The following is a 21,610-nucleotide window of genomic DNA, read 5'->3' on the forward strand; positions in this document are numbered from 1 at the left end:
ATGACCATCGATGTCAGCGGCCTGTCGGCCAAAGAACTCAAGGCCCTGATCGCTCAGGCAGAAAAGCAACAAACCAAGGTGCTGACCCGGCCCAAGGCTGCCGCCATGCGAGCCAAGATCAACCAATACGTCAAAGACCATGGTTACACGATAGATGAGCTTTACGGAGCGGTTTCAACGGCCTCTTCCGAGACCTCCAAGAAGCGCACCGGCCGCAAACCCGCGAAGTCCGCCGGCGGCAAGGTCGCCCCTAAGTACCGCAATCCGGCCAACCCCAGCGAAACGTGGTCCGGCCGTGGCCGCCAACCAAGGTGGCTGGCTGCACTGGTACAGAAGGGCAAAGAGCCCAGTGAATTCCTGATCAAATAGTCGACAGCGTCGGGCTCCGAACGCACTCAAGGCAGGCTCGAGTCAGAGGAGAATTTCGACTTCTGGCGACTTGCAACATGGGCTGCTCAGGAGCAAAGTTCACTCATCCAGGGGGGATGAGCAATGGAACGCTCGCAATTCACTATTGATCGCGCACTGTATTCAGACGACGTCGCGGCTCGGGCCGCGCATCGTTATACCGGCGAGCTTGGTGTCGAGGTTCGTAGCCAAGGCGCCAACCTCATCGTTGGCTTTTGGTCTCTGGACGGCTCTAAGTTGCCAGAGGACCTCTGGGCCCGGTTTTCCCGAGACTTACTGGACGAACGCCTGCGGGCGGCCGTCCGAGCGGAGACGAGCGGGCTGCAGCAGGAGCTGCTTCGCGCTGCGCTAAACCAAGCTCAGCCGATGGTCTCCCATGTCGAGGTTTAGGTCCGCTGAGGCTTTTGCCGCCCCATCGGACTACCAACTTTTGCCTCTGCGGTTCCGGCGACTCCCGTGGGATCACGATCGGGCTTTCGTCTCGTCGATGGCCGGCGACTGGCTCTTGATGAAGATGGAGGACGTCGAGCGCCTGGTGAACCACCAGCTTCCGACCGAGTCTGCCCTCTTTGGGGACTTGGAAGCCCGGCACCTTGCCGTTGCGGGGGCCGACCGAAGCAGCCTGGCGCCCCTGCTTAGTCAAATCCGCAGCCGAAAGTCCTACCTGATGGGTGGACCTGCTCTCCACATCTTCGTGGTGTCCCTGCGCTGCCACCACACCTGCAACTACTGCCAAGTGTCAAGGCAGGAGACGAGCGCCACTGCGTTCGACATGGAAAGTGCGCACGCCGAACAGGCGGTGGAACGGTTGTTCGAATGGCCGAGCCAAGAACTGACGATCGAGTTCCAAGGGGGTGAGCCCCTGCTCAATTTTGGGCAAGTGAAGGCCATCACCCGGCGGATCGTCGAGCGCAATCGGAGCGCCCGACGCACCATGCGCTTTGTGCTGGCATCCACCCTGCATGACCTCACCGACGACCAGCTGGCGTTTCTGGCCGAACATCGCTTCAAGTTGTCTACGTCGCTGGACGGTCCCGAATGGCTTCACAACGCCAACCGCCCCCGACCCGGCCGCGACAGCTACCGGCGGACTGTGGAGGGGATTGAACGCGGACGCCGTTGGCTGGGAGACGATGGCGTTTCGGCGCTGACGACGCTGACCCGCCAGAGCCTCGAGGTTCCTGAGGCCATCATCGACGAATATCGGAAGCTGGGTTTCCACAGCATCTCCTTGCGACCATTAAGCCCCTACGGGTTCGCCACCAAGACGGCCCGCCGCACCGGCTACCCCACGGAGGACTTCCTGGCCTTCTACCGACGCGCATTCGACCACTTGCTGTCGGTGAACCTGGCCGGCTACGCCATGGAAGAGTCCTACGCGTCTCTCCTTCTCTCCCAGCTCTTCACGTCCTTCGGGCACGGCTATGTCGATCTCCGATCGCCCTCCGGAGCCGGATTGGGCGCCGTCATTTATGACCACGATGGGCGGGTCTATCCGTCGGATGAGGCACGCATGTTGGCCGCCATGGGGGACGATACCTTTGCCTTGGGCCACGTCAGCCAACCGGTCAGCCAATGGCTGTCCTCGCCCGCCATGGCCCGCTTGCTGGACGCCGGCGTCGCCGAGGCCCTACCCACGTGCTCCGACTGCGCGTTTGTGCCGATGTGCGGCGCCGATCCGATCGAGCACCACGCCCGCCAAGGGGATCCCATCGGCCATCGGCCCAGCAGCGACTTCTGCCGGCGGAACATGGGGCTCTTTGATTTGCTGCTGGAGCGCTACGAGAAGGCTGACCGGAACATCCAAGCGTTGATGCGCTCTTGGGCCAACCCGAAGCCATCGGTAGAGGACGCCGTCCATGCTGCCGCTTGAAACCCGAGCCGAACTGGCACCGTCGGCGAAGGCCAGCCTGCTCAAGGTCGTGTCGCTGGCAGAGTTTGCCCAATCAGCACTACCTTTGGAGCGCTTGGCCCTGGACCTGCGGGACGTCTCGGAGGACCACTTCAGCAATGACCTGCTAAGCCTGCCGTGGGGTGCAGTCTTGCCTTCAGGCGGGTTGCGCTCTGCCGGTGAGACTCCCCTCGTTCGCCTGGAAGGTCCGCCAGGTGTTTGCAAACCAGGGGACGTGGTGGAGCTCAATCCCCTGCAGAAGAAGGTGGCGATCCGATATCGGCGCGGAGACACCGGCAATGTGTTGTTCGCCACCGAGCGCTGCAACAGCTACTGCCTGATGTGCTCTCAGCCGCCCCGAGACGTTCAAGACGATTGGCGGGTGAGGCACCTCCTGGACCTGATCGACCTCATCGATCCCGAGGAACCTTCGCTGGCGATCAGCGGCGGGGAACCGACCCTGCTGGGCGACGGGTTGGTCGACGTAGTGGCAAAATGCGCGCACGTGCTGCCCAATACCCACCTGCACATCCTGTCCAACGGCCGACTGCGTGAGCCCGGCCTGCACGCGAAATTTGCGGGCCTCCATCCCAACCTGAGCTGGGGCATTCCGCTCTACGGGGACCGCTATGCTCTGCACGACTATGTGGTGCAAAGCGAGGGGGCGTTCGCTCAGACCCTTCGTGGGCTTTACGCATTGGAAGCCGCCCAGCAGCGGGTGGAGATCCGAGTCGTGTTGGTTAAGCCCACGGTCGAGCGCCTAGCACAGCTGGCCCGCTACATCTGGCGAAACCTGCCCTTCGTCGAACACGTCGCACTGATGGGCATCGAGCCCATCGGGTTCGCCAAAGCGCATCAGCGTGAGCTTTGGGCCGATCCGGCGGACTACGGTGAGGTCTTGTCCGACGCGGTCGGGCTGCTGGCCGAGGGCGGAATTCCGGTCTCGCTCTACAACCTTCCTCTGTGCGCGTTGGACCGATCGCTTTGGCCCTACGCCGTGCAGAGCATTTCGCCTTGGAAGAACGACTACCTACCTGCCTGTGACGGCTGCTCGGTTCGGCAACGGTGCGGCGGCTTCTTCTCGTGGGTCACACGAGCTTGGACCAGCCGGTCCATCTCTCCCATCCTGGAAACCTGATCATGTCCAACGCACTGATGATCGTCGGCGCCGCTACCTTGGGAACCTTGGGCACGGAGCCCCCCAAGGGCCAGTCCGACCTTTCCAGGCTCTCCGAGATGGACGGGAAGTACGCGACCGTCCTGAGCACCTCGTTGAATGCAGGCCGGCACAACCTGTATGCAGGGCACCGCAGCCACAGCTCCCATCGATCACACAGCTCCCATCGTTCCCATTCGTCCGGATCGGGAAGCTCATATCGCTCCTACACCCCGCCACCGGCGACCTATACCCCACCGCCCACCCGCTACACCGCGCCAGCGGCACCGGTGGCCCCAGCAGCTCCACGAACCACAGGCACAAGCGGCAGTGTCGGCAGCCATTTGAATAGCTACCCAACCCAGAATCTGGATCCAGCCACCCGAGCAAACTCGAGATCCACGAACAACTTGACCTTGGAGCCCGGCACCTACGACAAGCCGGTCACGGAGGGACGGGACGCCGATGCGCTGAAGCTACTCATCATGCGCGTCCAGGCAGCGCTCTATTCCAAGGGCTACGATCCAGGTGCCATCGACGGGGTCCTCACTCCTGAGACCCAATCGGCGCTGCGGATGTTCCAATTGGCCCACGGCATCCGGGCCACCGGAACGATGACGACTCCCACCCTGGACGCGCTTGGCGTGCGGATCTAGCCCTCAACACCCTCGATCCCGCGGCTCCGGGAGGCCAAAAAGCGACCGGCCTCCAGAAGAGTGAGACACCCGTGGCATTTAAGGACCGAATCGCGAACGGCTCGACACATCTGTAGATCCGCTCCTATGTGCACCTTGCGCAGCTTTGCGCACATGGTTAGATGCTTCCATCTTTAAGGGGAGCAGAGACGATGGACCACAATTGCAACAACAAGCAGCACAGAGGCTCGGAGCACGACTGGCAACAGGCCATCGATGCCCTTCCGATTTTGATCGTCGAACGGAACGAAGCTTCCGTCATGAGCACCGATGCGTTGATCGCAGCGGCCCAATCAGGCTTGAGGGACGCTTGCGAGAACTATCGGACGGCTTTGATCGAGCATCGAGGGACGTAGGCGGCCATTGTCGCCGGCGTCTTTCGCGAACCGTTGAAAGGGGGCATTTGCCCCCTTTGACGTCTGTCAGAAGCCCCCGGCCCGCCCTACAGGCTGGTGGCGCGCCACACGCGCCCGATCAACCCACCCACCAGTGGCGCAATCGGGAAGACGGTGTAGAGGGCGGTCAACGCCAGCGGCGGGACAGACACGAAGAAGTTGCGTTCCGACTCGATCAGGCCAGGGTAGAAGATTCCCACCCCGATGCTTCCGATCTGCACGGCCACCACGACCAGCGTGCCCATCAATGCTCCCTTCCAAAAGCCCCCGCGCCTCGGCTCCAGAAAGGGATTGGCCGCCTTGGCTGCCCGAACGCGCGCCGCTCGCCAGTTCAGCATGTAAAGCAGCAGGAGGAGCGCCAGCACGCCAACACCAGCCGAGAACGCCGCCACAGCCTGCCAGGCAAGCCCCAGCTCTACAGAAATTTCTGCGCCGCCTGCGAAGGCGAGCAGGCCAGCACCGCCCAGGAGGACCGTTGCGGGTGCGAGCAGGCCCCACTGCATATGGGATGCGGTCGAGTGAGAGCGGGCATGGGCATTCATGGAACCTCCAGATGAGCGAAAACGAGCGCGGGTTACGAGCACCGATCAGGGCTTCCTTTGTGCGTCGGTGAGCACCCACTGCCCTGCCCGCTTTTCGAACACCAGGTCTGCACGGGCCGGCACGGGCGCAGGAGCCTCTTTCAGCTGGCGCCCACCCTGGAAACCAATCACATCGAGGGTGCCGCCCGTGACGCACGTCGTTCGCTCGGGCCCGCTCTGATTGCAATCGACGTTCAGGCCATCCCAGCCACGCACTTCCACCCGCTGCCCCAGCTCGGCCACCAGGTTCGCGTTCAAATACTGCTCGTACCCCTTTGCAACCTGCTCCACCGACGGTCCCTGTTCCGCCTTACCGCAAGCGATCAAGGCAACGGCTGCTACCGCGGCGACCACCGTTCCACGTGTCATGGACCTTCTCCTTGGTTCTTGGTGACGTCCACTTCGACCGTTTCGTTCCGATAGCCCAGGCTCACCTTCTCGACGGTCACGTCCATCTTGGGCTCCGTGCCATCGATCCAAACCCGATTGACCGAGAAGACCACGCGGTCGTCCTGGAACGAGCGGCCTTGCCGCGCGAGGTTGGCCGCTTCGGCGGGGTCCATCCGGATCAGCAACCGGTAGCGCCCCGCGTTCGGCGGGCTGGACACTCCCGTCGGCGTCTTGCGGATCCAAGGGACGAAGTTCTTTCCCGTGACACTCAAGCCAGCAACCGAGATCTGCGGCATCGGCACGAACACTTCCATGGCGCCCCGATCTGCGTTGTAGCTGACCCCACCCAGCGCCTTGAAGTTCGGGCGAACGGCATACCGGCGAACGCTCTTGAACCGTTCCAGCCGGGCGTCGAAAGCAGGCCCGAAGCGCTGCTCGATCACCGCCGAAGGCGGCTCTGCCTCATTGCTACCCGTCGTCCTCTTTGCAGCTACCCACGCCTGCCGCAAGCACCACTGCCGTTTGTCAGGCCTCAACTGGTAGGCGGAATGGGCCATTGCCAACAAGCCCATGTCGCACATATCGATCCCTTGCGCCCCGGTGGAGGAGAGCCCTTCGCGCAGGTGCTGAGCACCCTCAAGGGTGTCCTCGTCCAGGTCCCAGTAGATGCCGGCCGGCTCGGCGTACAGGGGGTGGGGCACCTTGGCCTGTGACCCGGACTTTCCTGAGAGGGCCCCTTCAATCTGCCGAAGCAGGCCCGATGGGGTCATGGATTGGGCGCTGGCGCCCGTCGACACGACCAGCGCGAGCGCGCCGGCCAGAACTGCACCGTTCTTCATACAGCCCCTCGTTCCGTTGGATGGACTTGCCACGAACTTACGCGGCACGTAGAGTCTACCCGTGACGTAGGCCTTGGGTCATCATCGGTGCATGCCTGCACTGCATCCGTTCAGCCTGTGACTACGCCGACAACTCCGCGAGCGATCGTGGCGGCGCGACTGCGCCAAGCCAGGATCCTTCGAGGCTTCAGCCAGCGCGAAGTGGGGGTCAGGATGGGCCTGGACAAAGACACCGCATCGGCTCGCATCAGTCGCTACGAGAGCGAATCGATGACGGTGAGCCTGGAAGCACTGTTTGAGCTCGCGCAGGCACTGGACGTGCCGCCGGCTTACTTGCTGGCGACGACGCCGGCGATGGCAGACGCTATCTTGGCGCTGGGTGTTCAAAGCGAGGCTCAACAGGCCAAGCTTTCTCAAGCCCTTGAAGGTCTGACCGCGCTCCCGCCGGCCAAGCGGAAGCAAGCCATTGACCGCCTCCTGGCAGACCTCGAACCTTCATAAGCTCCTTCCAGCGAGCCGGTCTCAGCGATTGCGACGGCAACAGGTGATAATCCGCCCGGTATGGACACGGGGGATACGGGATGTTGTTTTCATCGACGATCAGCGATCGCTTTCAACGGTTCAAACTGTGGTGGTTCATCCAACCATTGACCGTTAGGGCTTACTGCAGTGGGGCGGCCCTCATGGGCATCGCCCTTCTTCTGTTCCGCTTTGCTCCGAAGGCTTTGGCCACCGACGTCATCACTTACGCGGCCAGTTTCTTCTTTGCAGTTGGGTTCCTACGTGAAGCATTTCTCTGGCTCTATCCGAAGCTCCAGCTGCCACTGGCCAAGTTGGCTGTCACAGCAATGAGCGTTATGGCGCTTGCCGCCGCAACAGGGATCAGCCGCCTGGCAGTCAACGATGGCACCGGACAGGATCCTTCTCATTTTCCAACTGCAGTAGCCCTACTTGTGCCTTTCGCTTTCGTGCCGATCATCGCCTTCGTGATTACGGTTTCAAGCGGCCTTTCAGCCATAGGCATTCTCATTTGGGCTGCAGGAACTTCCCCTTGGGGGAAAACGAAGAGGAGCGACTTTGACTATTTGATGCTTTGCTCACGCATTTTTGCCGCAGCAGTGGTGTCCATCGTAGCTGCGTTCGCGATAGGAGACTCACCAGTAGCGCCGTCCTGGATGAGATCAGTGGCCCGCCACACCGCATTTGCGCTCGACCTTTATAGCGATGCTTCGTGCGCCGTACATCCGAGTGATCGGTTTCACCGCATCAACGATGACATCGTGATCTTGGGGAGGATCACACCCGACGGTCCACGCTATGTTCGCCGCAGTTGCCCCTTACAGGCCGAAGCGGAGGCGCCTGAGCTGCCTCTCCTTGGCCCTCACCCCAACCTCTAGACAGGGGAATACGTTTCCAGAAAATCGGCGAATTCCTCGTCTTGACAGGCCAGTGCTTCGAGCCGAGGCTCGCCCTCCTCTATGCACGCACCGGCCTTGATAAGCATCAGGGCCACTTCCTGCTTGGTTTTGCTATCTAGATCGCTTGCCCATGCAAGCCACACCAGAGGAGGCTGGTCCATCTCGTCGTAGGTGTAGGGGTAGCCGTCCGGATCTACCCCGACTTCCAACATCGCGGCAACCATCTCGATATCGCCATGGGCGCACGCGTGGTGGAACTGCGGGAACGGCAAGGCTCGGGCGCGCACTTTGAGTTCCAACGGCAGCCGGCTGATGAGATTGTCCATCTCGTCCATGACAGCCCGGGTTTCCTCTTCACACTGAATTGGCAGACTCCAATGCGGATCTCTGGCGCTACGATGCCCTTCAGCGCTCATATCATTGTCCGTCTCTTTGCTCATCGACGCTCAACCAAAGACGTTCCCGGTTGGAACACCGTAATGTTGGCGAAGGGGAGCTGTAGGGCTCACTAGGCGCTGTGGCGCTTTATCGGGACATCTGTCCCGACAACGCCCGGTCGACATAGGGACATTGCAGGCGCGATTCACGAAGACCCCGGCAGCCATTGACAACCCTGCCCCACCTGATAATAAGGCCCACCAGTAGAGAAGAAGGCCAACATCATGAAAATTCAAGATTTCTGGAACAACGCCTATTTGGCTTGCCTAGCACGCGTCCCGCCCGAGGATGCGGAGAAACAGGCCACCGAGGCAACAAACCGCTGCATCGAATTCTGGCAATCCAATATGGAGCGCAGAGGCCTCCCTACTAGCGCTCCTCTTTGGAAAGATCAGGACATTACGTGGGTGCCGTTGTCGGGGGATGAATACCGCCAAATTGTCAGCCGACGCTCACCTCTCGAAGGACCGGACCAATAAGCTACAGTCCCCTCAAATTTAGTTGGGCTCTGATGTAGCCCCTAGCATCGTGGCATGAGCAAGCGCCTCAGCCATCGATTCAAACTCCGCCAGCGGGGGCTCTATGAGTGGCATTGTGTCCTCATACACGGCCCATGGATTACTTGGCGACGAGGGGCTAATACTGCCATCCGGGAGATAGCGCCGCCTGTCGACAACCACGTACTTCTTGTTACGCTCGGGCGGCACGCCCGTTGAACGACTTGGGAAATTCATTCAGACCTCCGGCAGGATTTAAAAACTCATAAGTAAAACAGTGAGCAGCTCCCTTCGCGACCCGAGCTCCAATTATTCATCGACAAGCGCGAGCCACGCGTGATGGCTGGTCTGGACAGACAAGAGCAGTGACGTCCCTCATGCAGCTCGCAAAGGACGTAGTTCTCGGCAGGGGCCACTCCGCGAGCGCAAAACGCGACAAGTGGCGAAGTTGGTGCCGTATTAGCCCTCAACTGAACTTTTCCAATCAACAGCCCGCAAAGCCGTTGCAGGGCATTGGGACAACGACTGAACGACCAAATCGTGAAATGGCGCTCGATCTTCCACGCTAACCCAAGATCGGCGTAGCGCCTCGTTGAGTGAAAGAGGTGCCGCTGGAAGCTTGGGATAGAAGCCTGATAACCCCCTGATGCGCTGCTCTTCAGTGAACGCCCATGGAAGGTCGCGCTCCAACCCGGCAAGCCCGAGCTTCTTCAAAACCTTCACGACATCTTCCAAACGCTCGGCAAGAACTTCGCTCTGAAAGCGCTCCGCCCCACCGCAGCGAACAACCGATGACCAGCGGTAACGCACTCCGTGCTTGTTACTTCTTGCCGCCCGATGCTCGGGAACAACGCCTTCGCCACGGAGTCGACGCTTCTTGAGAGCTTCCTTTGAAATCCCAAGGATGTACGCGGCGACGCCAGGACCGACCCACTCCACTCGCCCGGCCTTCGCTTTAGCCAACTCCAGCTCTTCTGCTTGGGTCAGTTCGATTGGCTTGGGCTGGGCTGGACGCCGTCCTGGGCGCAGGCCCATCACCTCCTTATCCAGTTCAGTTCCAGCCGTCATGACGCCTCCGTATGCCGGGCGAAAGGCCTCGCCGAATTGCCAGACACTGTCCCCGGCGCCCAACGCGCCTCCAAATCGCTTGCCTGCTGGGCAGCCTTGGCTTCGCGGAGTTCTTGTATCACCGTCTGAAGCACGTTTGCGTAAGCACAGTGGTAGGGCTCACGCGTCTCACCGTCGATCCAAGCCGCCTGTAAGGCAACTTCGACCGTGGCATCCCACACGTCACCCCGTTCAAGTGCATCGCTTAGCACTTGGTCGCTCACCACCAAGACATGGCCGGCCACCCGGCCGTCCACCAACGCCCACTCATGGGGAACCACGGCAATGTCATCGAGCGTGGCCAGCGTGGCAATGCGCCCCAACTTCTTCTGAAGCCGGCTTGCGTCGTCGCGCGCCTGCCGCAAGGCCAATTCGATTTCCAGCTCACGGACCCGTTGCTGGGCTGCGTCCAGTTCGTCGATCAAGCGACGCTCTTTGACGCTGCGGCCCACGCGTGAGGCCTGCCAAGCAACGAGTTCGGTGTAAGGGTAACGGACGTGCTCGTTGGCCCCTCCAACAGCGCGGCCGGCGCCTTTCACGAAGGGCGGCCCTGCAGGAGGCGTTCGGCGGCGCCACTCGCCAAGCGTGTCGAAGTGGACCCCGAGGTAACGCGCCGCTGCTTTGGTGCTGATCGTCGGAGGCGGCAAGCCTGCGGCGGCTTTGGTCAGCTCAGCATCCAGTGCCGCAGAGCGCTGCTCCAGGTAGTCCTCTTCTTTACGCTGGCATTCCATTGGGTCGCTCCTTACTGGGCGTCGCGTCGGTTTCTTGCTGAGAAAATGGAGACTGGGGCATCGCCGGACTCGTCCAGCCGAGGCTTATCCGTCCCCTTCAAGCGATTCCAGACACGAGGACTGGTCGCGACCATGTGCTCCTCCACGCGGCCCATAGCCTCGCGAAGCTTTGACCATTCCTGCTCGGTGTAGCGTTCGGAGACAACGGCCATGCGATCCTCGCCTCGCCCCAACGTTCTGTGGTGGAGCAGTTGGGACACGATTCGACTTTCGCCGAACAGGAGGGCGGCGTAACGGCCGAGCGTCCGGCGCAGATCGTGGAGGGTCAGCCCAATGTCCACCTCTGCCCGCAAATCGAGCAACCCCGCGTCCCGGCGCACGTTTGCCACGATGCTCTTGCTGTCCGAGTAGTGCCCCGTGGTGCTTCGGTCCGATCGGGCGGGGAACACGAACATGGTTTTGGCCAGCGCGCGGCGCGCCCTCTCCACCTCCTTTTCCAGCCGGTCCAGCAGATCCCGGCGAGCACGCCTGGCTCGGGCGGCGGCCAACACTTCTTCCGCGTCCGCCAAGTCTTGCTTGAGCCTGGCTTCGTGCGCGCGCTCGTCGAAACGCCGCTGCAAAATCTTTTCAGCAAAGTAGGCCACCGGCAGGTAGCGCTCCTCGCCATTCTTCGTGTCAAACAAGTAGACCTGAGAGCCCGCCCGCCGCGTGTAAGGGTTGACCTCCTCCGGACCGGCCAACCAGACCCAGGACACCTCCGACTGGCGCAACTCGCCTGGGGAGCACCGGTCAAACCAGCGCAGGGGAGCGGCCTCGCCGCGGCGGGTGCCCCAGAGCAAGGTCAGCAGCAAGTAATCCGCGCCGGTGGCGTTCAAGCCGCCCTGCTCGTCCCGCCTGGCCAAGATCACCTTCAAGACCGTGGGCAGCGTTTCGTTCCCCAGCGGGTTGCGCACCTCGGCACGCTCGTAGTGCCGGCGCAGCGCTTGCGAGTCCCGCAGCATGTCGTCGTCGTGGATGACCTGGAACGGGTTGTAACGCAGCACCGGGTCCCGCTGCTGCTGGGCCGCCGCCTTGCGTTCCCGCTTCAGCACCAGGTCGACCGCCCTCTTCGCGTCTGTGAACGCGTGCTCGGTCGACGCCAAACCGGCCGCTTTGACTCGCTGGATGTACTTCCCGGTCACGCCCAACGCTTCGAGCTGTTGCGTGGAAAGCTCGGCCCAATCCGGCTGATCTGCCAGTGCTTGGCGCATCGGGGTGGGGATCCGGTTGGAGCGCACCATGGACGATCGCCGCAAGCTGTCGAACGCACGGTGGATGTCCTTGTCCAACAGCTGAAGGATCGGCTTGTCCGCCAGCCCGACTTCCGGGCGAGCGAACCGCGCCAAGCTGTCCTGGATCGCCCGGATGCTGGCGGGCTTGGCTTTCTTGTTGCGAACGCGCTTCTGCAGGTCCTCAACGTAGGCCGCAAAGCAGTCCGCCAGCGTGAGCCCCTTTAGCTCCACCAGCTGCTCGGCTCGGGCCTCTTCCTTCGAAGGATGCTCGCCCGTTTCTCGGACCACGGCCAACTTCCGCCGAGCGAGCTCGTAGGCTTGCTCGGGGCCAATGTCGGTGACGCTGCCCAAGGAGAACCGACGAACCCCGGCCGGGCCTCGGACCACGACTTCGTAAGTGGTGCGGGTCGTGCCCACGTAGAAGCCAAAGCCCGTTGGCGCGCCCTGATTGCCGTCCAGGACGCGGTAAGGCTTTCCGGCGTCTCCGGGCAGTCGAGGGGCGATGACCACCCTTCCCTGCTTGCCTTCGACCGGGCCTTTGGCCACGCTCAGTTCGCAGATTTGGCGGTAGGTCAGCTTAAACTTGGTGCCTCGGCGACGCGGGGCCTCTGCCTGCGTCGCAAGAACCGTATCCATGGTCGATCCGCCGTCTGTCCGTCGCAACATCGATTTGATCCTCTTTGAGTGATCACCGCAACTGCGGCGCAACGAAGAACCCCGTTACTTGCCGTCAGCTGCCGGGATCGACCGCTACAAACCGTAGGAAGTTCTCTTGCAAACCACTGATTCAAAAGCGAAACCGTCTACATCGAAGGCCAGTGCAGAGCACACGCCCCTCATGAAGCAGTTCTTCGCGGCCAAGTCCGATTACCCGGACCTGCTGCTGTTCTTCCGCATGGGTGACTTCTACGAACTGTTCTATGACGACGCCCGCAAGGCGGCGCGCCTGCTCGACATCACCCTGACCCAGCGCGGCAGCTCCGGCGGCGCACCGATCCCGATGGCCGGCGTGCCGGTACATGCCTATGAAGGCTACCTGGCACGGCTGGTGGCGCTGGGCGAGTCGGTGGCGATCTGCGAGCAGATCGGCGACCCGGCGCTGGCCAAGGGCCTGGTCGAGCGCAAGGTGGTGCGCATCGTCACCCCCGGCACGGTCACCGACGAGGCGCTGCTGGATGAACGCCGCGACACCCTGCTGATGGCCCTGTCGCGCAGCAAGCAGGGCTACGGCCTGGCCTGGGCCGACCTGGCCGGCGGCCGCTTCCTGGTCAACGAGGTGGAAACCGACGACGCGCTGGAAGCCGAACTGGCACGGCTGGAACCGGCCGAGCTGCTGGTGCCCGATGAAGAGAACTGGCCGGAGTTCCTGCGCCAGCGCACCGGCGTACGTCGCCGCGCGCCGTGGCTGTTCGATGCCGACAGCGGCCGCCGCCAGCTGCTGAATTTCTTCAAGCTGCATGACCTGAGCGGCTTCGGCATCGACGACAAGCCGCGCGCCACCGCTGCGGCCGGTGCCCTGCTTGGCTATGTCGAGGAAACCCAGAAGCAGCGCCTGCCGCACCTGACCTCGATCGCGATGGAAACCGCCGGCGAGGCGATCGCGATGAACGCCGCTACCCGCCGCCATCTGGAACTGGATACGCGTGTTGATGGCGACACCCGCAATACGCTGCTGGGTGTGCTCGACAGCACGGTGACGCCGATGGGCGGGCGCCTGCTGCGGCGCTGGCTGCACCGCCCGCTGCGCCTGCGCGAGGTGCTCGTACAGCGCCACCATGCGGTGGAAACCCTGATCGATCGCGGCAGCGATGCGGACATCCGCGAGCAGTTCCGCCGCCTCGGTGACCTGGAACGCATCCTCACCCGTGTCGCGCTGCGTTCGGCGCGGCCGCGCGATTTCTCCACCCTGCGCGACGGCCTGGGCCTGCTGCCGGCGGTGCGCGAGGTGCTGGCACCACTGGATTCGCCGCGCCTGCAGACGCTGCATGCGGCGCTGGGCGAACACGACGAGTGCGCGCAGCTGCTGGCCAGCGCCATCGCCGAAATGCCGCCGCTGAAACTGAGCGACGGCGGCGTGCTCGCCGATGGCTTCGATGAAGAGCTGGACGAGCTGCGCCGCCTGTCCACCCATGCCGACCAGTTCCTGGTCGACCTGGAACTGCGCGAGCGCGAGAGCAGCGGCATTCCCACCCTGAAGGTGGGCTACAACCGCGTGCACGGCTACTACATCGAAATCAGCAAGGGCCAGTCCGACCGTGCGCCGGTGCACTACACCCGCCGCCAGACGCTGACCAATGCCGAGCGCTACATCACCGAAGAACTGAAGGCGTTCGAGGACAAGGTGCTGTCCGCGCGTGACCGCTCGCTGTCGCGCGAGAAATACCTGTACGAGCAGCTGCTGGATACCCTTGGCACGCAGCTGGAACCGCTGAAGCAGTGCGCCGCTGCGCTGAGCGAACTGGATGTGCTGGCCGCCTTCGCCGAACGCGCGCAGGCGCTGGACTGGGCGCGCCCGGAGCTGCAGGCAGAGCCGTGCCTGAAGATCGAGCGCGGCCGCCACCCGGTGGTCGAGGCGGTACGCGAGCAGCCGTTCGAACCCAATGATCTGGACCTGCATCCGGACCGCCGCATGCTGGTCATCACCGGCCCGAACATGGGCGGCAAATCGACCTATATGCGGCAGAACGCGCTGATCGTGCTGCTGGCCCACATTGGCAGCTTCGTGCCGGCCAGCCGTGCGCTGATCGGCCCGATCGACCGCATCCTCACCCGCATCGGCGCCGGCGATGACCTCGCGCGCGGGCAGTCGACCTTCATGGTCGAAATGGCCGAGACCAGCTACATCCTGCACCACGCCACCGCGCATTCGCTGGTGCTGATGGATGAGATCGGCCGTGGCACCTCCACCTACGACGGCCTGGCACTGGCCGATGCAGTGGCCCGCCACCTGGCCTACCAGAACCGCTGCTACACGCTGTTTGCCACCCACTACTTCGAGCTGACCGCGCTGGCCGACGAGCAGCACGAGGGCGGCCGCAGCGGCATCGCCAACGTGCATCTGGATGCCGTCGAGCACGGCGAAGCGCTGGTGTTCATGCACGCAGTGAAGGACGGCCCCGCCAACCGCAGCTTCGGCCTGCAGGTGGCCGCACTGGCCGGCCTGCCGCGCGCCACCGTGGCGCAGGCGCGTCGTCGCCTGGCCGAGCTGGAGCAACGTGGCGGTGAAAGCCATGCCGCCGAACTGGCGCCGCAGGCGCTGGATGCGCCACAGCAGTTCGGGCTGTTCGCAGCACCGTCGAACAAGGCCCAGGAAGCGCTGGCCGCCATCGACCCGGACGAGCTGACCCCGAAGCAGGCGCTGGAAGCCCTGTACCGGTTGAAAGCGCTGCTGTAACCGCAGCGCACGCCCAAGGCCTCCCCGCCTACCATGCGGGAGGCCCATCGAAAGGTTCTGCAAATCCGATTCTGAGTTTCAATTGACAGAATCTATCGACCTGAATGGATCATTCGATTATTCATTTCATCTGGCCCTAGCTAAAGTCGAGTGAAGATGTTCCATCCCGTCTTCACCCGCAGGAGCCAGCCATGAGCCAGTCCGATAACAACAGCCCCAAGTGCCCGTATCACACCGCGCCGTCGCCTGCGGAAGGCGCCCAGCAGCAGCGTGAACTGAGCACCACGCCCAAGCAGAAGCATGGCGATGATCCGGTCACGCCGATGACCACGGCCTTCGGCGCGCCGGTGGTGGACAACCAGAACAGCAAGACCGCCGGCCCGCGTGGCCCGCTGCTGATGGAAGACGTCTGGCTGCTGGAAAAGCTGGCCAACCTCAACCGCGAGATCATTCCCGAGCGCCGCATGCACGCGAAGGGCTCGGGCGCGTTCGGCACCTTCACCGTCACCCACGACATCAGCAAGTACACCCGCGCCAAGCTATTCGAGAAGGTCGGCAAGCAGACCGAGATGTTCGCCCGCTTCACCACGGTGGCCGGCGAGCGTGGCGCCGCCGACGCCGAGCGTGACATCCGCGGCTTCGCGCTGAAGTTCTACACCGAAGAAGGCAACTGGGACCTGGTCGGCAACAACACCCCGGTGTTCTTCCTGCGCGACCCGCGCAAGTTCGCCGACCTCAACAAGGCGGTCAAGCGCGACCCGCACACCAACCTGCGCAGCGCGCGCAACAACTGGGACTTCTGGACGCTGCTGCCCGAAGCCCTGCTGCAGGTGACCGTGGTGATGAGCGACCGCGGCATTCCGCGCAGCTTCCGCCACATGCACGGTTTCGGCTCGCACACCTACAGCTTCACCAACGCCGACAGCGAACGCTTCTGGGTGAAGTTCCACTTCGTCAGCCAGCAGGGCATCGAATCGCTGACCGACGCACAGGCGCAGATCCTGGTCGGCCATGACCGCGAAAGCCACGGCCGCGACCTGTTCGCCGCGATCGAGAAGGGCGACTTCCCGAAGTGGAAGCTGTTCATCCAGGTCATGCCGGAGCTGGACGCGGAAACCTACCGCGTGCATCCGTTCGACCTGACCAAGGTGTGGCCGAAGAGCGACTACCCGCTGATCGAAGTGGGCCAGTTCGAACTGAACCGCAACCCGGTCAACTGGTACCAGGACGTGGAGCAGTCGGCGTTCGCACCGAGCAACCTGGTGCCGGGCATCGGCCCGTCGCCAGACAAGATGCTGCAGGCACGCCTGTTCGCCTATTCCGATGCGCAGCGCTACCGCCTGGGCGTGAACCACCACCAGATTCCGGTGAACGCAGCGCGCTGCCCGGTGCACAGCAACCACCGCGATGGTGCGATGCGCGTGGACGGCAACTACGGCGGCCTGCCGCACTACGAGCCGAACAGCTACGGCCAGTGGCAGGAGCAGCCGCAGTACCGCGAGCCGCCGATGAAGATCCGGGGCGACGCCGACTTCTGGAATTTCCGCGAGGACGACGCCGACTATTTCAGCCAGCCCGGTGCGCTGTTCCGCAGCTATAACCAGGCACAGAAGGACCGCCTGTTCGCCAACACCGCCCGTGCCCTGGGCGATGCGCCGGACTTCATCAAGCAGCGCCACATCGACAACTGCAGCAAGGCCGACCCGGCCTACGGTGCCGGTGTTGCCGCGGCGCTGAAGGCGCTGGCCAGCCAGCCGTCGGATCCGTTCAAGCCGGCGCAGCCGGAAGCGGACTTCCCCACCGCCACCCCGGGCGCCGAAGACATCGAGCTCTGATCGCCCTGCCCCGTGTACGGCACGCCGCCTCCCAGTGAGGCGGCGTCGCCGTTTTAACGGTCCGCGTCGTACCTTCTGCACGCCCAACCCCAATCAAGGATTCCGCAGATGAGCCTGACCGATGAACTTCTCGCCAAATTGCAGGGCGCCCCGCTGCAGCAGGTGTCGCAGCAGCTCGGCATCAGTGATACCCAGGCTTCCGGCGCGATCAGTGCCGCCCTGCCGGTACTGATGGGCGCGCTGGGCAACAACGCCTCGCAGCCACAGGGCGCGCAGGCACTGCTCGGCGCCTTGCAGAACAACCACAGCGGCCTGGACCTGGGCGGCGTGCTCGGCTCGGTACTGGGTGGTGGTGGCGGTGGTGCCGCCAGCGACGGTGCCGGCATCCTCGGCCACATCTTCGGCGGCAGCCAGCAGAAGGTGGAGACCGGCCTGGCCCAGGCCACCCAGCTCGACAGCGGCCGCACCAGCCAGCTGCTGCAGATTCTTGCCCCGATCGTGATGGCCTTCCTCGCCCAGCGCCTCGGCGGCGGTCAGGCCGATGCCGGCTCGCTCAGCCAGGCCCTGGGCCAGGAGAAGCAGCAGGTGCAGCAACAGGGTGGCCCGGCCGGCGGCCTGCTCGGCAGCCTGCTGGACCAGGATGGTGATGGTCAGCTGGGCGTGGGCGATCTGCTCAAGCTGGGCGGCAATCTGCTCGGCGGCAAGCGCTGAGGGAAAGCCTGGCCGGACATGGGCCGGCGCTACCGGCATCTCCATGGGTAGCGCCGGGCCAGGCCCGGCGGCTTACCGGTTGCCCGCCTTCAAACGCTGCAGGATCGGTGCGAACAAGGGCGCCTGCATCGAGCGCGGCGGCTCGACATGGCCGCCCTTTTCCTGCGCCTGCCAGTACGACCACGGCAGCGGCTTGTCGCCCAGTTCGTAGTCCATGCCGTCCCAGCCATCCTCGCGGAAGGCGTAGAAGGCCCAGTGCACCTTGTCCTGCTCCAGCACCTGCAGCACATCCTGCAGGTAGCGGCTGCAGTCCGGCCACCGCCGCATGCAGCCGAATTCGGCCACCACCATGCGGTTGGCACCGACGCCATGCGAGGCGGCCCACGTCATCGGCTGCTGCAGGTAACGGCGTACACGCGCCGCATCCCAATGCTCGCTGCCTGCACCGAACGGCACCTGCGCCGGATAGCGCCAGGGTTTGGCACGCGTCTGGTTCGGTGCACTGGTTGCTGCATACGGCTCGTACATGTGCACGCTGTACAGCAGCTTCGAATCCGCCAGCGGTGCCGGCCAGTAGTTGAAACCGTCGGCGGCGGCATACCAGCCCGCATCCAGCATCAGCGGCATCGCGGTGTCGACCTCGCGGATGCTGGCGATCAGTTCCGAGTAGAAGCGGCGCAGATCGCGTGGGCCGTCCTGCACACCGGCATACCACCGCTGCATCGCCTCGGTGGACGCATGCTCGGCCAGGCCTGCACCGTACTCGGGCACCGGCTCATTGATGAGGTTGTAGGCGGCCAAGGCAGGATGACCCTTCAGCGCCGTGGCCAGGTCATGCCAGAAGCGACGGGCCGGCACATGGTTGTCGAAGGACTGCCACAGGCGCTGGTCGACCACATCGCCGTTGTGCTGCTTCCAGCGCAGCAACGGCAGCGACAGCGGCGTCAGCACCACTTTCAGCCCGGCCGCATCGGCGTCATCCAGCACCCGCCGCAGCGTGGCCAGGTCGGCCGGAACCAGTCCGCGATAGTCATCGGCGTTGCCGATCAGGAAGTCACGACCGCCCTGCCCCTTCCACTTGTCCGGCACCAGCCGCACCCAGGTCGCACCGGTCGCACGCAGCGCCTCGAAGTATTTCCGGTCCGGAGGCGACATGTTCATGCTGTTGCCACCGCGTTGCGGAACGTCCCAGAAGGTGATGTCGGCAGCGTGCAGTGGCGCCGCAGCAAGCAGGGACAGGCATAACAGCAGACGACGCATGGGCAGGCCTTCGATAGGTGAAAAAACAGCCTGCCCAGCGCAATCCGAACGCACCGTGACCGGCGCTTTGTTTCGCACCGCGATAGGAACAATCCGTTGGAATCAGGATTTCGCTAGAGCGCGTCGATGTCACCCAAGGCCCGGATCAAACGCCGCGCGCGCTTGTCCGGCTTGTGTTCCGGCGGCTGGAAACCATCGCGTGCGGCAATGCGCAGTGCACGCTGTTCGGCACGGCGCGCCTTCGAAGCCTCGCTCTCGGCGTACAGCTGCTGTGCCGTTTGCGCCGGCCCGCGCTGGTCGCTCAGGCCCAGCACCTGGATCTCGAAATGCTCCTCGCCGCGGTCGACCTGCAGCTGCTCACCCACGCGCACCGCGCGCGAGGACTTCGGGCGCTGCCCGGCCACGCTGACCTTGCCGGTCTCGATGGCCTGCTTGGCCAGGCTGCGGGTCTTGAAGAAACGGGCCGCCCACAACCAGATGTCCAGGCGGACACTGGGCGACAACGGGGAAAGCTCAGGCATCGGTGCGGACTACTCCGGTGGCTTGTTCAGAGGACGCGGATGGTCGGGGTCGGTGCGGCAGCCGCTGCCCCCAATCAACGTGGGTACACCAGCGGACAGGTCCTGGCGCTGGCTGCCGACCAGGCACTCGGGTCGGTCGGTCGGCCGCACCTGGGTATCGCCCAGCCGGTCACCTGTCGAACATGCGGCCAGTGCGGTGCCGATCAAGGCCATCGCCAGGCTCCATTTCACCTGCAGTCGTTGATGCATTGCCACATCCTGCAAACCGGCTTGGTGCTAGTGTGCGCCTCCCGGGAATCGATCACCACTCCATGGCCAAAGCGCCGCTTGACCTGACCTCCGGCCCGATCGGCCGCAACCTTCTGCTGTTCTCCCTGCCGATCCTGGCGGGCAACATCGCGCAGTCGCTGAACGGTTCGGTGAATGCGGTCTGGGTGGGGCGCTTCCTCGGCGAGGCGGCATTGACCGCCACCGCGAACGCCAACAACATCATGTTCTTCCTGATCGGCTCGGTGTTCGGCTTCGGCATGGCCTCGACCATCCTGATCGGCCAGGCGATCGGTGCGCGCGACATCGCGCAGGCACGGCGCGTGGTCGGTACCAGCGCCACCTTCTTCATCGGCCTGTCGGTGATCATCGCCATCGCCGGCTGGTTCATGGCCCATCCGCTGCTGGCGGCGATGGGCACGCCGGCCGCCTCGCTGCCGCTGGCCGAGGCCTACCTGCAGATCATCTTCCTGGCGATGCCGACGCTGTACGCGTTCGCCTTCCTCACCGCCGCGCTGCGCGGTGCCGGTGATTCACGCACGCCGTTCCGTTTCCTGATGGTGTCGGTGGCACTGGACATCGTGCTGAACCCGGTACTGATCTTCGGCATGGGGCCGTTCCCGGCGCTGGGCATTGCCGGTTCGGCCTGGGCCACGCTGGTCGCGCAGACGCTGTCGCTGGCCGGCCTGCTGCTGTACATGCGGCACAAGCGCCACACCCTGTGGCTGGGCCGCGCCGACATGCGCCTGTTCAAGCTCGACCTGACCATCCTCAAGGCGCTGGTCATCAAGGGCGTGCCGATGGGCCTGCAGATGGTGCTGATCTCGCTGTCGGTGATCCTGCTGATGACCATGGTCAACCAGTACGGCACCGACACCGGCGCCGGTTACGGCGCTGCCCTGCAGCTGTGGAACTACCTGCAGATGCCGGCGATGGCGATCGGTGCGGCGTGCTCGTCGATGGCCGCGCAGAACGTCGGTGCGCAGCGCTGGGATCGCGTGCGCGGCACTGCGCGCCAGGGCGTGCTGTTCAACTTCCTGCTGACCGGCGCGCTGATCCTGCCGCTGGTGGTGTTCGATCGCCAGCTGCTGGCACTGTTCCTGCCACCGGCCAGCCAGGCGCTGGACATCGCCCGCCACCTCAACCACGTGGTGATCGGCTCGTTCCTGTTCTTCGGCGTCAGCTTCGTGATCTCCGGCGTGGTTCGCTCCACCGGCGCAGTGATTCCGCCGCTGCTGATCCTGGCCGGTTCGCTGTGGGGCGTGCGCGTGCCATTCGCCGAACTGCTGCAGCCGTATTGGGGCGCCGATGCGATCTGGTGGAGCTTCCCGGTCAGCTCGCTGGTCTCGATGCTGCTGTCACTGGCCTATTACCGCTGGGGTGGCTGGCGCAAGGCGAAGATGATGGGCAAGCCCTCGCACGCCGAAGAACTGGCCACGCCGTCGGAGATTCCGGCCTGCCCGCCGTCTCCGGTGGCCGACCCGGATGCCGCGCCACTGCGGTAGTGCCGGCCGCTGGCCGGCAACCTCAAGCCCCTCCGGAAGCATCGCGCAACAGCCGGCCAGCGGCCGGCTCTACCGCTTCTTCTTCGCCGCCGGTGATTACCACGGTAGTGCCGGCCGCTGGCCGGCAACCTCAACCCCCTCCGGGGGCATCGCGCAACAGCCGGCGAGCGGCCGGCTCTACCGCTTCTTCTTCGCCGCCGGTGATTACCACGGTAGTGCCGGCCGCTGGCCGGCAACCTCAAGCCCCTCCGGAAGCATCGCGCAACAGCCGGCCAGCGGCCGGCTCTACCGCTTCTTCTT

22 protein-coding genes are annotated in these 21,610 nt (G+C 64.0%); 12 read left to right on the plus strand and 10 right to left on the minus strand.

The genetic code is table 11. The features are described 5' to 3' along the window. The 5 genes from V3B25_RS09975 to hxsA all read left to right on the plus strand — a co-directional run bounded on the left by V3B25_RS09975 (position 1) and on the right by hxsA (position 4,111). Positions 1 to 369, plus strand: coding sequence for an H-NS histone family protein (locus tag V3B25_RS09975; protein WP_329810607.1), 369 nt, complete (start codon positions 1 to 3; stop codon positions 367 to 369). A 123-nt stretch (positions 370 to 492) separates the two neighbouring features. Next, positions 493 to 798, plus strand: a complete 306-nt coding sequence (locus tag V3B25_RS09980) for a hypothetical protein (protein WP_329810608.1) — start codon at positions 493 to 495, stop codon at positions 796 to 798. Further along, positions 785 to 2,281, plus strand: coding sequence for a His-Xaa-Ser system radical SAM maturase HxsB (gene hxsB / locus V3B25_RS09985; protein WP_329810609.1), 1,497 nt, complete (start codon positions 785 to 787; stop codon positions 2,279 to 2,281). The genes V3B25_RS09980 and hxsB overlap by 14 nt, the downstream gene beginning before the upstream one ends. Beyond that, positions 2,268 to 3,437 carry a His-Xaa-Ser system radical SAM maturase HxsC gene (gene hxsC / locus V3B25_RS09990; RefSeq protein ID WP_329810610.1) on the plus strand — a complete coding sequence of 390 codons (1,170 nt, stop codon included), beginning with the start codon at positions 2,268 to 2,270 and terminating at the stop codon, positions 3,435 to 3,437. Before hxsB ends, hxsC begins: the two co-directional genes overlap by 14 nt. A gap of 2 nt (positions 3,438 to 3,439) precedes the next feature. Next, entirely contained in the window at positions 3,440 to 4,111 is a 672-nt protein-coding gene (gene hxsA / locus V3B25_RS09995) for a His-Xaa-Ser repeat protein HxsA (protein ID WP_329810611.1), read from the plus strand. A gap of 481 nt (positions 4,112 to 4,592) precedes the next feature. Here hxsA and V3B25_RS10000 read toward each other — a convergent pair whose 3' ends face one another. From V3B25_RS10000 to V3B25_RS10010, 3 genes are read right to left on the minus strand one after another with little or no spacing between them, the layout of a single operon-like run. Continuing rightward, positions 4,593 to 5,087, minus strand: a complete 495-nt coding sequence (locus tag V3B25_RS10000) for an ABC transporter permease (protein WP_258014819.1) — start codon at positions 5,085 to 5,087, stop codon at positions 4,593 to 4,595. Between the two features lie 45 nt (positions 5,088 to 5,132). Further along, positions 5,133 to 5,495 carry a hypothetical protein gene (locus V3B25_RS10005; RefSeq protein ID WP_329810612.1) on the minus strand — a complete coding sequence of 121 codons (363 nt, stop codon included), beginning with the start codon at positions 5,493 to 5,495 and terminating at the stop codon, positions 5,133 to 5,135. Next, positions 5,492 to 6,355: a hypothetical protein gene (locus V3B25_RS10010; RefSeq protein ID WP_329810613.1), complete on the minus strand. Its 864-nt coding sequence runs from the start codon at positions 6,353 to 6,355 to the stop codon at positions 5,492 to 5,494. The genes V3B25_RS10005 and V3B25_RS10010 overlap by 4 nt, the downstream gene beginning before the upstream one ends. Positions 6,356 to 6,514: 159 nt before the next feature. Between V3B25_RS10010 and V3B25_RS10015 the strand changes: the two genes are divergently transcribed. Together V3B25_RS10015 and V3B25_RS10020 are read left to right on the plus strand one after the other, a co-directional pair. Then, the gene (locus V3B25_RS10015; RefSeq protein WP_329810619.1) at positions 6,515 to 6,856 is read left to right on the plus strand and encodes a helix-turn-helix transcriptional regulator; all 342 of its coding nucleotides are present in this window, start codon (positions 6,515 to 6,517) and stop codon (positions 6,854 to 6,856) included. Between the two features lie 80 nt (positions 6,857 to 6,936). After that, positions 6,937 to 7,752 (plus strand): hypothetical protein, encoded by an 816-nt coding sequence (locus V3B25_RS10020; protein ID WP_053442691.1) that lies wholly within the window; start codon positions 6,937 to 6,939, stop codon positions 7,750 to 7,752. On the opposite strand, the gene V3B25_RS10025 is transcribed toward V3B25_RS10020, so the two are convergent. From V3B25_RS10025 to V3B25_RS10040, 4 genes are all read right to left on the minus strand, one after another. Continuing rightward, positions 7,749 to 8,213 carry a hypothetical protein gene (locus tag V3B25_RS10025; RefSeq protein ID WP_146200791.1) on the minus strand — a complete coding sequence of 155 codons (465 nt, stop codon included), beginning with the start codon at positions 8,211 to 8,213 and terminating at the stop codon, positions 7,749 to 7,751. The two genes, V3B25_RS10020 and V3B25_RS10025, sit on opposite strands and share 4 nt — an antisense overlap. 954 nt (positions 8,214 to 9,167) lie before the next feature. Continuing rightward, positions 9,168 to 9,776: a hypothetical protein gene (locus tag V3B25_RS10030; RefSeq protein WP_146200789.1), complete on the minus strand. Its 609-nt coding sequence runs from the start codon at positions 9,774 to 9,776 to the stop codon at positions 9,168 to 9,170. Continuing rightward, positions 9,773 to 10,546 (minus strand): hypothetical protein, encoded by a 774-nt coding sequence (locus tag V3B25_RS10035; protein WP_053442689.1) that lies wholly within the window; start codon positions 10,544 to 10,546, stop codon positions 9,773 to 9,775. The genes V3B25_RS10030 and V3B25_RS10035 overlap by 4 nt, the downstream gene beginning before the upstream one ends. Positions 10,547 to 10,557: 11 nt before the next feature. After that, a complete protein-coding gene (locus tag V3B25_RS10040) occupies positions 10,558 to 12,453 on the minus strand; it encodes an integrase (protein ID WP_053443799.1) in 1,896 nt (631 codons plus the stop codon). Between the two features lie 202 nt (positions 12,454 to 12,655). Between V3B25_RS10040 and mutS the strand changes: the two genes are divergently transcribed. The 3 genes from mutS to V3B25_RS10055 all read left to right on the plus strand — a co-directional run bounded on the left by mutS (position 12,656) and on the right by V3B25_RS10055 (position 17,757). Further along, entirely contained in the window at positions 12,656 to 15,211 is a 2,556-nt protein-coding gene (gene mutS / locus V3B25_RS10045) for a DNA mismatch repair protein MutS (RefSeq protein WP_049424489.1), read from the plus strand. 323 nt (positions 15,212 to 15,534) lie between these two features. Next, the gene (locus tag V3B25_RS10050; protein WP_182474429.1) at positions 15,535 to 17,046 is read left to right on the plus strand and encodes a catalase; all 1,512 of its coding nucleotides are present in this window, start codon (positions 15,535 to 15,537) and stop codon (positions 17,044 to 17,046) included. Between the two features lie 108 nt (positions 17,047 to 17,154). After that, complete coding sequence (locus V3B25_RS10055) at positions 17,155 to 17,757, plus strand: DUF937 domain-containing protein (protein ID WP_329810614.1); 603 nt, start codon at positions 17,155 to 17,157, stop codon at positions 17,755 to 17,757. A 72-nt stretch (positions 17,758 to 17,829) separates the two neighbouring features. Here the strand turns inward: V3B25_RS10055 and V3B25_RS10060 are convergent, their stop codons facing one another. The 3 genes from V3B25_RS10060 to V3B25_RS10070 form a co-directional block, all read right to left on the minus strand. Then, positions 17,830 to 19,017 carry a cellulase family glycosylhydrolase gene (locus V3B25_RS10060; protein ID WP_032127549.1) on the minus strand — a complete coding sequence of 396 codons (1,188 nt, stop codon included), beginning with the start codon at positions 19,015 to 19,017 and terminating at the stop codon, positions 17,830 to 17,832. Between the two features lie 113 nt (positions 19,018 to 19,130). Then, positions 19,131 to 19,538 (minus strand): RNA-binding S4 domain-containing protein, encoded by a 408-nt coding sequence (locus V3B25_RS10065; RefSeq protein ID WP_329810615.1) that lies wholly within the window; start codon positions 19,536 to 19,538, stop codon positions 19,131 to 19,133. A 9-nt stretch (positions 19,539 to 19,547) separates the two neighbouring features. Then, positions 19,548 to 19,787 carry a hypothetical protein gene (locus tag V3B25_RS10070; RefSeq protein ID WP_032127550.1) on the minus strand — a complete coding sequence of 80 codons (240 nt, stop codon included), beginning with the start codon at positions 19,785 to 19,787 and terminating at the stop codon, positions 19,548 to 19,550. 62 nt (positions 19,788 to 19,849) lie between these two features. Here V3B25_RS10070 and V3B25_RS10075 point away from each other — a divergent pair, with 62 nt between their 5' ends. Continuing rightward, positions 19,850 to 21,310: an MATE family efflux transporter gene (locus V3B25_RS10075; RefSeq protein ID WP_049399635.1), complete on the plus strand. Its 1,461-nt coding sequence runs from the start codon at positions 19,850 to 19,852 to the stop codon at positions 21,308 to 21,310. Continuing rightward, a partial coding sequence (locus V3B25_RS10080; RefSeq protein ID WP_329810616.1) for a hypothetical protein occupies positions 21,291 to 21,610 on the plus strand: 320 nt, incomplete at its 3' end. The genes V3B25_RS10075 and V3B25_RS10080, both read left to right, overlap by 20 nt.

Source organism: Stenotrophomonas sp. SMYL8 (assembly GCF_036320065.1).
Lineage (GTDB): Bacteria > Pseudomonadota > Gammaproteobacteria > Xanthomonadales > Xanthomonadaceae > Stenotrophomonas > Stenotrophomonas maltophilia_A.

Coding starts and splice junctions, on each gene's coding strand:
- V3B25_RS09975 (WP_329810607.1), top strand. CDS start 1: ATGACCATCGATGTCAGCGGCCTGTCGGCCAAAGAACTCAAGGCCCTG.
- V3B25_RS09980 (WP_329810608.1), top strand. CDS start 493: ATGGAACGCTCGCAATTCACTATTGATCGCGCACTGTATTCAGACGAC.
- hxsB (WP_329810609.1), top strand. CDS start 785: ATGTCGAGGTTTAGGTCCGCTGAGGCTTTTGCCGCCCCATCGGACTAC.
- hxsC (WP_329810610.1), top strand. CDS start 2,268: ATGCTGCCGCTTGAAACCCGAGCCGAACTGGCACCGTCGGCGAAGGCC.
- hxsA (WP_329810611.1), top strand. CDS start 3,440: ATGTCCAACGCACTGATGATCGTCGGCGCCGCTACCTTGGGAACCTTG.
- V3B25_RS10000 (WP_258014819.1), bottom strand. CDS start 5,087: ATGAATGCCCATGCCCGCTCTCACTCGACCGCATCCCATATGCAGTGG.
- V3B25_RS10005 (WP_329810612.1), bottom strand. CDS start 5,495: ATGACACGTGGAACGGTGGTCGCCGCGGTAGCAGCCGTTGCCTTGATC.
- V3B25_RS10010 (WP_329810613.1), bottom strand. CDS start 6,355: ATGAAGAACGGTGCAGTTCTGGCCGGCGCGCTCGCGCTGGTCGTGTCG.
- V3B25_RS10020 (WP_053442691.1), top strand. CDS start 6,937: ATGTTGTTTTCATCGACGATCAGCGATCGCTTTCAACGGTTCAAACTG.
- V3B25_RS10025 (WP_146200791.1), bottom strand. CDS start 8,213: ATGAGCAAAGAGACGGACAATGATATGAGCGCTGAAGGGCATCGTAGC.
- V3B25_RS10030 (WP_146200789.1), bottom strand. CDS start 9,776: ATGACGGCTGGAACTGAACTGGATAAGGAGGTGATGGGCCTGCGCCCA.
- V3B25_RS10035 (WP_053442689.1), bottom strand. CDS start 10,546: ATGGAATGCCAGCGTAAAGAAGAGGACTACCTGGAGCAGCGCTCTGCG.
- V3B25_RS10040 (WP_053443799.1), bottom strand. CDS start 12,453: ATGGATACGGTTCTTGCGACGCAGGCAGAGGCCCCGCGTCGCCGAGGC.
- mutS (WP_049424489.1), top strand. CDS start 12,656: ATGAAGCAGTTCTTCGCGGCCAAGTCCGATTACCCGGACCTGCTGCTG.
- V3B25_RS10050 (WP_182474429.1), top strand. CDS start 15,535: ATGACCACGGCCTTCGGCGCGCCGGTGGTGGACAACCAGAACAGCAAG.
- V3B25_RS10055 (WP_329810614.1), top strand. CDS start 17,155: ATGAGCCTGACCGATGAACTTCTCGCCAAATTGCAGGGCGCCCCGCTG.
- V3B25_RS10060 (WP_032127549.1), bottom strand. CDS start 19,017: ATGCGTCGTCTGCTGTTATGCCTGTCCCTGCTTGCTGCGGCGCCACTG.
- V3B25_RS10065 (WP_329810615.1), bottom strand. CDS start 19,538: ATGCCTGAGCTTTCCCCGTTGTCGCCCAGTGTCCGCCTGGACATCTGG.
- V3B25_RS10070 (WP_032127550.1), bottom strand. CDS start 19,787: ATGCATCAACGACTGCAGGTGAAATGGAGCCTGGCGATGGCCTTGATC.
- V3B25_RS10075 (WP_049399635.1), top strand. CDS start 19,850: ATGGCCAAAGCGCCGCTTGACCTGACCTCCGGCCCGATCGGCCGCAAC.